This is a genomic window from Streptomyces sp. NPDC002734 (assembly GCF_040295685.1).
GTDB lineage: Bacteria > Actinomycetota > Actinomycetes > Streptomycetales > Streptomycetaceae > Streptomyces.
Window position 1 is genome coordinate 229,417 of the sequence record NZ_JBEOVU010000005.1, and the last position, 9,103, is coordinate 238,519.

Here is a 9,103-nt window from a genome sequence, read left to right on the forward strand (position 1 = left end):
CGGGCGTGATGTGCGTCCCGGAGCCTGTCACCGGTCGGAGCGGAGCGGCACCATGGCATGGGTAGTGGGAACGGGCGCCTTCCTGGGGCTGCTGGTGATGGCGTCGGGAATCGTCACGCTGCGGACGGGATGGACCGTGCCGATGGCGCGCCGCCACGCCACCAGGCCCCGACTCCACGGCCTCGGCGCCCTGTTCACGGGCAGCTCCGTCGTCCTCCAGAGCCTCTTCTACTTCAGCGTCCTGCCCGGCGTCTCCTGGGACGTGCGCTTCTTCGGCGGGAACGCGCTCCTGCTCGCCGGGCTGCTCCTGATCGCCCTCAGCCAACTGCTGCCGCTGCGCGGAACCCAGGATCACGCCGACGCCTCAGCCGCCTGAGGCGTGCCGGCGGATAGGCGTCCGGCGCATCACGGCAGCCGGACCGGAGCGGCGAACGGCGAACGGCGAACGGAGAACGGCCCCCGACCGGGCAAGACGGTCGGGGGCCGTTCTCCGTGGGCGTGACTCCGGGCGTGCGGGCGGGGACACGCCCCGGCCGGACTACTGGTGCTGGACCGTCTCGAGCGACTCCAGGTGGGGGTCCGCGCCCGTCGGACCGCTGCGGGCGACCGTGGCGGGCTGTCCGCCGTTGGTGCGGGCCGCGTAGGCGCTCTGCTGGGAGGCCGTCGGGATGACGCCTTCGTAGTACGGCTGGTACACGAACTGGCTCGCGCTCGCGCTGATCGCCGCGCCTGCGGTGTCCAGCGCGGCCTTGGAGACCGAAGCCGTGCCGCCGAACGCGGTCACCGAGTTCGTGCCCGCCGACCCACGCAGCAGGTAGCTCTTGGCCTCACCGGAGAGGCTGTCCTTGGAGGTCCACAGGACGGGGCCGAACACGTTCATGGCCGCGCCCGCGGAGACCCCGCCGCGCCAGGATTCGGTGTAGGCGAGCGCTGCCGTGCTCGGCGCGCTCCACCAGAACTTGGCGACGGCGACCGAGGTGGCCTCGTGGGTCGAGGCCGTGATCGGGTAGTACGAATACGACGACGGCCAGTTGGAGAACTGCGTGTGCGTCAGCGCGTACTTCGCCGAGGAACCCACCGTGATGATCATGGTGTTGTTCGGGTTCAGGCTGTTCAGGTACGACTTCACCGACGACGACAGCGAGTTGCCGTTGTTGAGCACGACGCTGCCCGCGCTGCTCGTTCCGTCCGCGCCGGCCGCGGAGGCGGCCGCGAGCGCCGAGTGGTAGTCGGTGCCGGTGGCCAGGAAGACGTACTTCGGGCTGCTCGTCACCGACTTGGCCACGGCGACCGAGGTGGCGTAGCGGTCGGCCCCGGACAGCCGCTTCGGGGTGAAGCCGAGCGACGTGACCTGCGAGGAGACCGTGCTGGTCAGGATGGACGTGCCACCGATGAGGTAGACGGTCGAGCCCGGCTTCAGGGTGCGCTTCAGCTCGTTCTTCACCGCGGTCGTCAAGCCGCTCTTGGTGGTCCCGAGCACCGGGCCGTGCTTCTTGCCGGCCAGGGCGGGCGCGGTGAGCGAGTACGACGGGGAGTCCCGGTTGATCAGAACTGCGGCCTTGGCATCCATCAGGCCCGGGACCTTGGCGCCGCCGTAGGTGTTCCACGTCCAGCGCGAGGACGCGATGTTGCTGGCGTAGACGTCGCCGCCCCAGACGCGGCCGGCGGTGTTCTTGCGCAACGGCTGCCAGCTGGGGTTGCTGCCCCGCGGCGTGCCGGGGACCGCGGTCGTCACGCCGGTGGCCACATCGACGTACTCCGTGGTGTGCACGTCGGTGCTGTCGCCGGAGGTGTGGACGTCGGTGATGATCCGGCTGCCGGTAGGCGACCAGGACGGGTTCGCGTAGCCGCGTCCGTCGGTGGTGAGCTGCTTGGCGTCGGTGCCGTCGGCGTTCGCGACGAAGAGCTGGCTGAACCCGCCGCCGACGTGGCGGACGAAGGCGAGCTTGGTCCCGTCCGGGGAGAACGCGGGCTGCGCGGCGTCGGTGATGACGCGCTTGACCGTGTTCGCGGACGAGTCGTAGACCCAGACGCCGTCGTTGTCGTAGCAGCCGTAGTTGATGCGGCGGGAGAAGGCCACCAGGCCGCTCGGGCTGACCGTCGGGTCCTCGTCGCAGACGGTGGACGGCTCCTGGGCGGCCGACAGCAGGGGCTTGGGAGCCCACGAGGCGTCGGAGGGGCCGTAGACGAGCTGGCCGCCGGTGGAGTAGACGACGTACCGGCCGCCCCACCAGAAGGTGATGTCCTTCTGCTCGGCGCTCGAGCGCACGCCCTCCGCCCAGGGGAGGGTGAACCGTGAGCTGCCGTCGGGCCGTTCGCTGGCGAGCTCGCCCCATTCGGAGACGACACGGCTGCCGTCCGGGGCCCAGGCCGCGTGGTACCCCCCGTGGGTGCCCACCGGGGTGGCGGTCCCGGTGGCCGGATCGACCAGTGTCGGGCCGTCGGTGAGGATCTTGCCCTCGGTGCCGGGCCAGGGCCCGGCGTCGTTGGCGGCGGCTCCAGGAGCGCCCGCCAGGATGCCCACCGCGGTGAGCGCCGCCGCGGTCGCGAGCGCCGCGGCACGGCGGCGCGTGAACAGTCTCAAGGTGTCGCCCCCCAGGATCACGAACACAAGCCCCACACAGGGCTGGGTAACTGTAGATGCCCTCGCGACGCATGGGAACAGAGTTCCGGAGCGCGCGGCGACATCAGTGGTCGTCGACAGGAGGAGCCGCCGGGCCTCTCACCAGGCAACTTTCCGAAGCCAGGGAGACGTGGCCGGCTCTGGACAAGGGCGGCACGGTGGGTGTTCGATGCGGTCCGTGACGAGCGAGAGTGAAACCACCGCGGCTGCTGCGCCGCTCGCGCGGATCGTCCACGCCGAGTTCGGTGAGGGCCTTGTCGGGGTCCTGGTGGGCATGGCCGCGAACGTGGTGATCTTCTCGACCATGGGCGACCTGGGCCTCTCCGGCACAGGGGGACGCCCGCAGGTCGCCGTGGCTGTCTTCCTGCCGCTGCTGTGGGCGGTCAATCTGCTGGCCACCCGGCCGCGTCAGCTGCGTGCCTTCGGTTCCGCCGTGACGGTGGGTGAAGCGGCGGTGTCGCGGGGGAGGGAGGAGCGGAAGCGTCACCTTCGGCGTGACCGCCTCCGTATGGCAGCCATCGGCCCCGTCATGGTGCTGATCGCCTACGGCTTCCACGCGCCTCTCGCCGCCGCGGGTCTCCAGCTGATTCTGGTCCTCAACCTCGTGTACACCTGGAGGACCGCGAGCTGGTGGGAGAAGCGGCACGGGGTCCATCTGTGGAAGCCGCCGCTGTCCGCCGTGGGCCGTGAGGCCTACCGCGCATCCCCCGTCTACGTGACGCCGGCCAGGGTCGGTTCCCTCGTGAACCCTGGATGACGCAACGCGCCAAAGGGCCAGTTCGCGAGGTTCCCGCCTCTGACCTGGCCCTCCTGCTGTGCCCCGGCAGGATTCGAACCTGCGACACCCGCTGGGCTCAGTCGCGGCGTCCCAGCCTGAGTACCTTGGTGCAGCAGAGTGCGTGGCCGTTGCCGTCAAGCCCTGCCGTCACGACGGCAGACCAACGTAGGTTCTTGCGACAGGCCAACACGACATCTCTGGCCGGTGTATCGACTGGCTAGTCCCGTATTGAGGTTCGCTGCGACACTCGGTTCACCGGATCCAGGCACCTCGACATCCAGGCACCTCGACGCAAAGACAAAGCCCCTCGCATTAAGATGGGGGGTATGGCTGACGGCACTCCAACTCGACGACCTGGTGGCAGAAGCGCTCGGGTGCGCGCCGACGTGCATGGCGCTGTGGGGGCGCTGCTGCGCGAGCGGCCCGTCGGGGAGCTGACCATCGCCCAGATCGCGGAGCGTTCGGGCGTGCATCTGGGCACGCTTTACCGGCGTTGGGGCACCCTGGAAGGGATTCTGCTCGACGTCGTCACGGAGCAGTTCGATCAGAGTTCGCCGATGCCGGACACGGGAACGCTCGCCGAGGACCTGAGGGTGTACGCACGCGAGGCGGCCGAGGATCTGGCCGGCCCCCAGGGCGAGTTGCTGCTGCGCACCCTGGTCGCCGTGCGGCTCGGGGCCGACGGAGCGACCGAGCCGCCGCCGGCTGTCACGCGGCGATTCGACGAGCTCGGGAAGTTGCTCGACCGGGCGGCGGCGCGGGGGGAGAATCCACCGTCCGTGCAGGAGGTCTACGAGGTCGTCATCGCGCCGCTGGTGGCCGGCCTGCTCTTCGGCACGGAGCCTCAGGGGCCGGAGGCTGTCGACGGCCTCCTCGACCGGCTCGACCGGCTCACCCGGGCCGGCGGACAGGGATCCGACAGCTCACAGGACTGATGTCCGGCAGGACCGGGGACAGGCGGACGCGAACCGCCGCCCCGGTCCCTCGTGCGGAATCCTCACGCGGTCGCCTCTTCGGCCGCGCCCTCACCAGCGCCACTACCGGCCTCACCGTCGCGCGGCTCCACGACGAGACGCATGAGGCGCGCGACGAGCGGTTCGACGGTTTCCGGGTTGCCGGGCCGGACGTCGAAGAGCAGTGAGGCACACAACGGCGCCAGCACGATGTCGAAGAACTCCCGCTCACTCGGCGCCTTTTCCCCGCGCGCGGCGGCGTTGTCGAGCGCGGCACGCATGTCCTCGAAGCGCCCGATCAGGGCCGGTGGCAGCCTTCCCGTGCCGTTCGGGGCCTCCCCGCCACCGCTGTCGGCCGCGAGGCGGGCGGTGAGGAGCGCGTGCAGCAGCATCCTCCCCTCGGGGCCGGCCAGGTCTTCGGCGATACGGCGGGCGTAGTGCTCCAGGTCCTGGCGCAGGACTCCGGTGCGGGGCATGGCGAAAGTGCCCAGCTGTTCATCGACGACGTCGAGGAGAAGTCCGTCGAGGCTGCGCCAGCGGCGGTAGAGCGTGCCCAGGTGGACGCCGGAACGTTCGGCGACCTGGGCCAGGGTGAGGCGGGCCAGGGGCTGGGTGCGGGCGAGTTCCCGCACGGCGCGGTGGACATCCGCACGTACGCGGGCACTGCGGCCCCGCTGTCGGCGTGGGTTCAGTGAATCGATCACGCACATCACACTAACGCGAGAGGTTTCACTTTTGGCCCGCGTGGTGCTACCTTCATGAACGTAACGCGAAGGACTTCGCCTTAAGGGGTGGGTCGGCAGCGGTGGATTCTCGCGTCCGTCGAGGAGCCCTCTGTTTCGCATCAGCCACCCGGCCCGCGACGGGTCATACGGAGAAGAAGGACATAGTCATGACTGACACTCTCGCCACCCAGCAGAACGTCCAGGACCCCGAGCGCGAGGCGATCCAGGCCGGTGCGCGGCAGGCGTTCATGGATCACCTGGAGTACCTGTCCTCGGGCCGGATCCCCGAATGGACGGACCTGTTCACCGAGGACGGCATCCTCGAGTTCCCGTACGGCCCGGAGGGCTACCCGACCAAGATGCAGGGCAAGGCAGCCCTCTTCGACTACATGAAGGTCTTCCCCAACACCTTCGACGTCAGGTTCACCGACCTGTACTTCCACGAAACGGTCGACCCCTCCCTCGTCATCGCCGAGTTCAAGAGCATCGGCCACGCCATCAGCACCGGCCGCCCCTACAACCAGACCTACATCTCCGTGGTCGAGACGCGCGACGGCAAGATCAGCCGCTACGTCGACTTCTGGAACCCGCTGGTGGGCATGGACGCCCTCGGCGGCGGGACGGAGTCGCTGGTGAGCGCCGTGACCGGCGACTGACCCCGCCCACCCCGACCCCACGCTGATTCCGTATCACCGACCAGGTTCGTCACCGTGCAGCGGACGGCCCGTCGCCTTCAGCCGACGCCCCGTCCGCTGCGGTCGGAGCGTGTTCTCACTCCGCCCGGCCGCTCCCTTGCGCACGCCCTCACCACCCCTCCCTTTCCTCCCCTTGTCCGGAAGGTTCCTTCATGTCGTCCCACGCCCAGCGTCGTGGTACAGGGCTTTGCTGGCCTTCGCCCAGTTCATCAGTGCGATTGACTACAACATCGTCTATGTGGCCCTGCCGGAGATCGGGCGTGAGGTCGGCTTCGACGCGCACAGCCTGCAATGGGTCGTCAGCGGTTACGCCGTCGCCTACGGCGGGTTCCTGCTGCTGGGCGGCCGTGCCGCCGACCTCCTCGGCCGGCGCCGCAGCTTCACCACCGCCCTGGTCCTCTACGGCCTGGCCTCCCTGGTCGGCGGACTGGTCACCGAGCCCGGCCTGCTGGTCGCCGCCCGCGCGGTTCAGGGACTGGGCGGCGCCCTGCTCCTGCCCGCCACCCTCTCGCTCATCGGCACCAGCTTCACGGAGGGCGCCGAACGCAACCGCGCCCTCGCCATCTGGGGCGGCGCCGGAGCCGTCGGCCTGGCGCTCGGCTCCCTGCTCGGCGGCGTCCTGACCAACTACCTCGGCTGGGAATCCGTCTTCTACGTCAACGTCCCGCTCGCCCTCGGCGCCGCCGCCGCGGCCCTGGCGATCATCCCGAAGGACGCGCCGCGTGAGCGTGGCCGCACCTTCGACCTGACCGGTGCGCTCACCGCCACCATCGGCTTCACCGCCCTCGTCTTCGGCGTCGTCCAGGGACCCGAGGCCGGCTGGACCTCCGCCGAGACGATCACCGCGCTGCTCGGCGGCGTCCTGTTCATCGGCCTGTTCCTGCTCGTCGAGTCGCGGACCGCGCACCCCCTGATGCCGCTGCACCTCTTCCGCAACCGCAGCCTGGTCGCCGCGATGGGCGTCACCTTCGTCTTCATGGGCACCTTCGGCGCCCAGTACTACTTCTTCACCGTCTACCTGCAGAACGTCCACGGCTACAGCGCGCTGGCCACCGGCCTGGCGTTCATCCCGTCCGCGCTGGTCGGCATGATCGCCACCAAGCTCAGCGAGAGGCTGCTCGACAAGGCCGGTGCCCGCACCACCATCATCACCGGCTTCCTCGTCGGCGCCGCCGGCATGACCTCCCTCGCCGCGGGTATGTCCGCGGACGGCGGCTACCCCGCCCTGCTGCCCGGCATCGTCCTTCTCAGCGTCGGCCAGGGTCTTGGCTGGACCGCCATGTTCGCCGCCGCCGGCACCGGAGTCGACGCCAAGCACCAGGGCATCGCCTCCGCCATGGCCTCCACCACCCAGCAGATCGGCTCCGCCGTCGGCCTCGCCGTCCTCGTCGCCATCGCCAACTCCGGCACCCACACCACCACCGGCCCCGACCTCGTCCCCGGCCTGCGCACCGCCGGATTCACCGCCGCCGCCCTCACCCTCCTCGGCATTGTCATCGCCGCCGCCCTCCGCACCAGCAAGACCGTCGCGCCGAAGGACGCCACACCCCAGAAGTCGGAGGACCGAGTCGCCGCCTGACCGCCAACCACCCAACATGGACTGAGGCCCCCTCCGCCCATCACGGCGGAGGGGGCCTTTGCACACCCGTCAGAGCCGGAGCTGAAGCGCCGGGTGGCGCGGGACGTCGAACCCCAGGGACTGGTAGAGGCCGATGCCCTGGCCGGTTGCGTTGAGATTGATGACCCGAGCCTCGGTCGACGTGGCGAACCAGTCCAGCAGAGCGGTCAGGCAAGCCCGGGCGTACCCACGGTGCCGGAACTCGGGGCGGGTGCTCACGTTGGAGACATGACCGTGCAGCCCACTGAGGTTGGTCGGGCCGGGTGTGTGCCGGTCGCAGGTGCCGACGGCGCTGCTCACCACACCGGCCTCCGGGTCGTCCACCACGAAGGCGGCGAACTCCTCAGGGCGTATGAGGTGTTCGGCGTACCAGGAACGGGCTGCCGCCCGCCAGGGGGCGTGCGCCCCACCGACGGGCATGCCCATCTCGGTCAGCATGAGCGCGCGCAGTTCCACGAGTGCGTCGGCGTCCGACAGCTCGGCGTGGCGAACGATTGGCGGTGCGGCAATGGGGCTGGACACTTGTTCTCCGTCAGGGTCGTGCGATGGAGATCGTGGGTCGTCGAGGTCAGTCGGTCAGGGACGACGGGGTTGTCGCTCAGGCGATTCTCGACGACGCCGTGGGAGCCGGGAAGATCCGCTACCCGGGGCTGTCCAACTTCACCGGTCGACAGGTGCAGAAGAGGGCGGACGCCGCCCGGCCCGCGGGGCTGGCCTCCCCGTGGATCGACTTCGATATCCCGAAGCAGAGCGGCAGCGACCGCCAGGCGCAACCGCCGACCAGCACGTGGACGATGGGCTGTCAGGTGTAGAGGTTCCATCAGGTTTTTTCCTGCACGACACCCGCCACGGGTGCGCGTCCCTGCTCTTCGCGGCCGGCGTTGCTCCCCGCACGGTGATGGAGATCCTCGGGCACTCGCAGATCGCGGTGACGATGAACGTCTACACGCACGTGAACGACGAGGACCGCCGGGAGGCGATGAGCCACATGGACCGGCTGCTGAAACGGCGCCGGTAGAGGGGATTGCCGTCAAAACTGCCGTCAGCGCCGTCGCGAACCGAACTCGCGACGGCGCTGACGCAGGTCAGACCTTGTGCCCCCGGCAGGATTCGAACCTGCGACACCCGCTTTAGGAGTTCGATCACTTCGTGGCACTGCCCGGGAGCCGCCTAGCCGCGCTGGCGTGCCAGACCGCCTGGGAGTGCGGGCGTCCGGCGCCGTTGATGTCACTTGTGGATGTCAGAACGGGGCCACCGCGTGCGCTCGCTGACACGATGGTCCCGTGGTTGACCTGGAGCGCATCAAAGCAGAGACCGTGGCGTACTTGCGAGCACTCGATGAAGCTGCCACCCAGCGGCACCACTTCCGCCACGCTGACGAGGAGGGCGGCTTGTGGTACATCGAGGCCGTAGCTGACCGCGGTGAGTTGGTCGTCATCAAGCAAGCCGAGCTGACTTCGGCCGGCCAACTCCACCGCTACAGCTGGGAGCACCTGGAGGACGAGCACGGCTTTCTCACAGACCAAGCGGTCGATCCTGAAGAGGATCCGCTGGAGGCCATCCCGGCCGAAGCGTTCCTGCGGGTGTGGACGCGGTGAGCGGGCTGGGCAACCACTTTAGAAGTCATCTCAATTGGTGGTCGAGCTGCCGTGAAAGTCCGGTCAGCGTAGGCGTGGTGGCTTGACCGCGATGTGAGACTTGCAGCATGGAC

10 protein-coding genes and 1 pseudogene are annotated in these 9,103 nt (G+C 69.4%); 8 read left to right on the top strand and 3 right to left on the bottom strand.

The window, feature by feature from the left end; translation table 11 throughout:
• Window positions 1–52: 52 nt before the first annotated feature.
• A complete protein-coding gene (locus tag ABT026_RS07445) occupies window positions 53–376 on the top strand; it encodes a hypothetical protein (protein WP_351113112.1) in 324 nt (107 codons plus the stop codon).
• 162 nt (window positions 377–538) lie between these two features.
• Here the strand turns inward: ABT026_RS07445 and ABT026_RS07450 are convergent, their stop codons facing one another.
• Entirely contained in the window at window positions 539–2,584 is a 2,046-nt protein-coding gene (locus ABT026_RS07450) for a cell wall-binding repeat-containing protein (RefSeq protein ID WP_351113113.1), read from the bottom strand.
• Window positions 2,585–2,801: 217 nt separating this feature from the next.
• Here ABT026_RS07450 and ABT026_RS07455 point away from each other — a divergent pair, with 217 nt between their 5' ends.
• Window positions 2,802–3,380, top strand: coding sequence for a hypothetical protein (locus ABT026_RS07455; RefSeq protein ID WP_351113114.1), 579 nt, complete (start codon window positions 2,802–2,804; stop codon window positions 3,378–3,380).
• A gap of 395 nt (window positions 3,381–3,775) precedes the next feature.
• Window positions 3,776–4,336 (top strand): TetR/AcrR family transcriptional regulator, encoded by a 561-nt coding sequence (locus tag ABT026_RS07460; protein ID WP_351113115.1) that lies wholly within the window; start codon window positions 3,776–3,778, stop codon window positions 4,334–4,336.
• 62 nt (window positions 4,337–4,398) lie between these two features.
• On the opposite strand, the gene ABT026_RS07465 is transcribed toward ABT026_RS07460, so the two are convergent.
• Window positions 4,399–5,058, bottom strand: a complete 660-nt coding sequence (locus ABT026_RS07465; RefSeq protein WP_351113116.1) for a TetR/AcrR family transcriptional regulator — start codon at window positions 5,056–5,058, stop codon at window positions 4,399–4,401.
• A gap of 188 nt (window positions 5,059–5,246) precedes the next feature.
• Between ABT026_RS07465 and ABT026_RS07470 the strand changes: the two genes are divergently transcribed.
• Both ABT026_RS07470 and ABT026_RS07475 read left to right on the top strand, forming a co-directional pair.
• On the top strand, window positions 5,247–5,735 hold the full coding sequence (locus tag ABT026_RS07470; RefSeq protein WP_351113117.1) for a nuclear transport factor 2 family protein: 489 nt from the start codon (window positions 5,247–5,249) through the stop codon (window positions 5,733–5,735).
• Window positions 5,736–5,961: 226 nt separating this feature from the next.
• Window positions 5,962–7,353, top strand: coding sequence for an MFS transporter (locus ABT026_RS07475; protein WP_351113118.1), 1,392 nt, complete (start codon window positions 5,962–5,964; stop codon window positions 7,351–7,353).
• A gap of 69 nt (window positions 7,354–7,422) precedes the next feature.
• On the opposite strand, the gene ABT026_RS07480 is transcribed toward ABT026_RS07475, so the two are convergent.
• Window positions 7,423–7,914 carry a GNAT family N-acetyltransferase gene (locus ABT026_RS07480; protein WP_351113119.1) on the bottom strand — a complete coding sequence of 164 codons (492 nt, stop codon included), beginning with the start codon at window positions 7,912–7,914 and terminating at the stop codon, window positions 7,423–7,425.
• 23 nt (window positions 7,915–7,937) lie between these two features.
• On the opposite strand from ABT026_RS07480, the gene ABT026_RS07485 reads away from it, so the two are divergent.
• The 3 genes and pseudogenes from ABT026_RS07485 to ABT026_RS07495 all read left to right on the top strand — a co-directional run bounded on the left by ABT026_RS07485 (window position 7,938) and on the right by ABT026_RS07495 (window position 8,990).
• Window positions 7,938–8,204: a hypothetical protein gene (locus tag ABT026_RS07485; protein WP_351113120.1), complete on the top strand. Its 267-nt coding sequence runs from the start codon at window positions 7,938–7,940 to the stop codon at window positions 8,202–8,204.
• Between the two features lie 20 nt (window positions 8,205–8,224).
• A pseudogene (locus ABT026_RS07490) lies at window positions 8,225–8,410 on the top strand (tyrosine-type recombinase/integrase); the annotation flags it as partial.
• 265 nt (window positions 8,411–8,675) lie between these two features.
• Window positions 8,676–8,990: a hypothetical protein gene (locus tag ABT026_RS07495; protein WP_351113121.1), complete on the top strand. Its 315-nt coding sequence runs from the start codon at window positions 8,676–8,678 to the stop codon at window positions 8,988–8,990.
• Window positions 8,991–9,103: the final 113 nt, after the last annotated feature.

Bases quoted from the DNA above. Each gene is read 5' to 3' on its own strand.
- ABT026_RS07445 (WP_351113112.1), top strand. From the start codon at position 53: ATGGCATGGGTAGTGGGAACGGGCGCCTTCCTGGGGCTGCTGGTGATG.
- ABT026_RS07470 (WP_351113117.1), top strand. From the start codon at position 5,247: ATGACTGACACTCTCGCCACCCAGCAGAACGTCCAGGACCCCGAGCGC.
- ABT026_RS07485 (WP_351113120.1), top strand. From the start codon at position 7,938: ATGGAGATCGTGGGTCGTCGAGGTCAGTCGGTCAGGGACGACGGGGTT.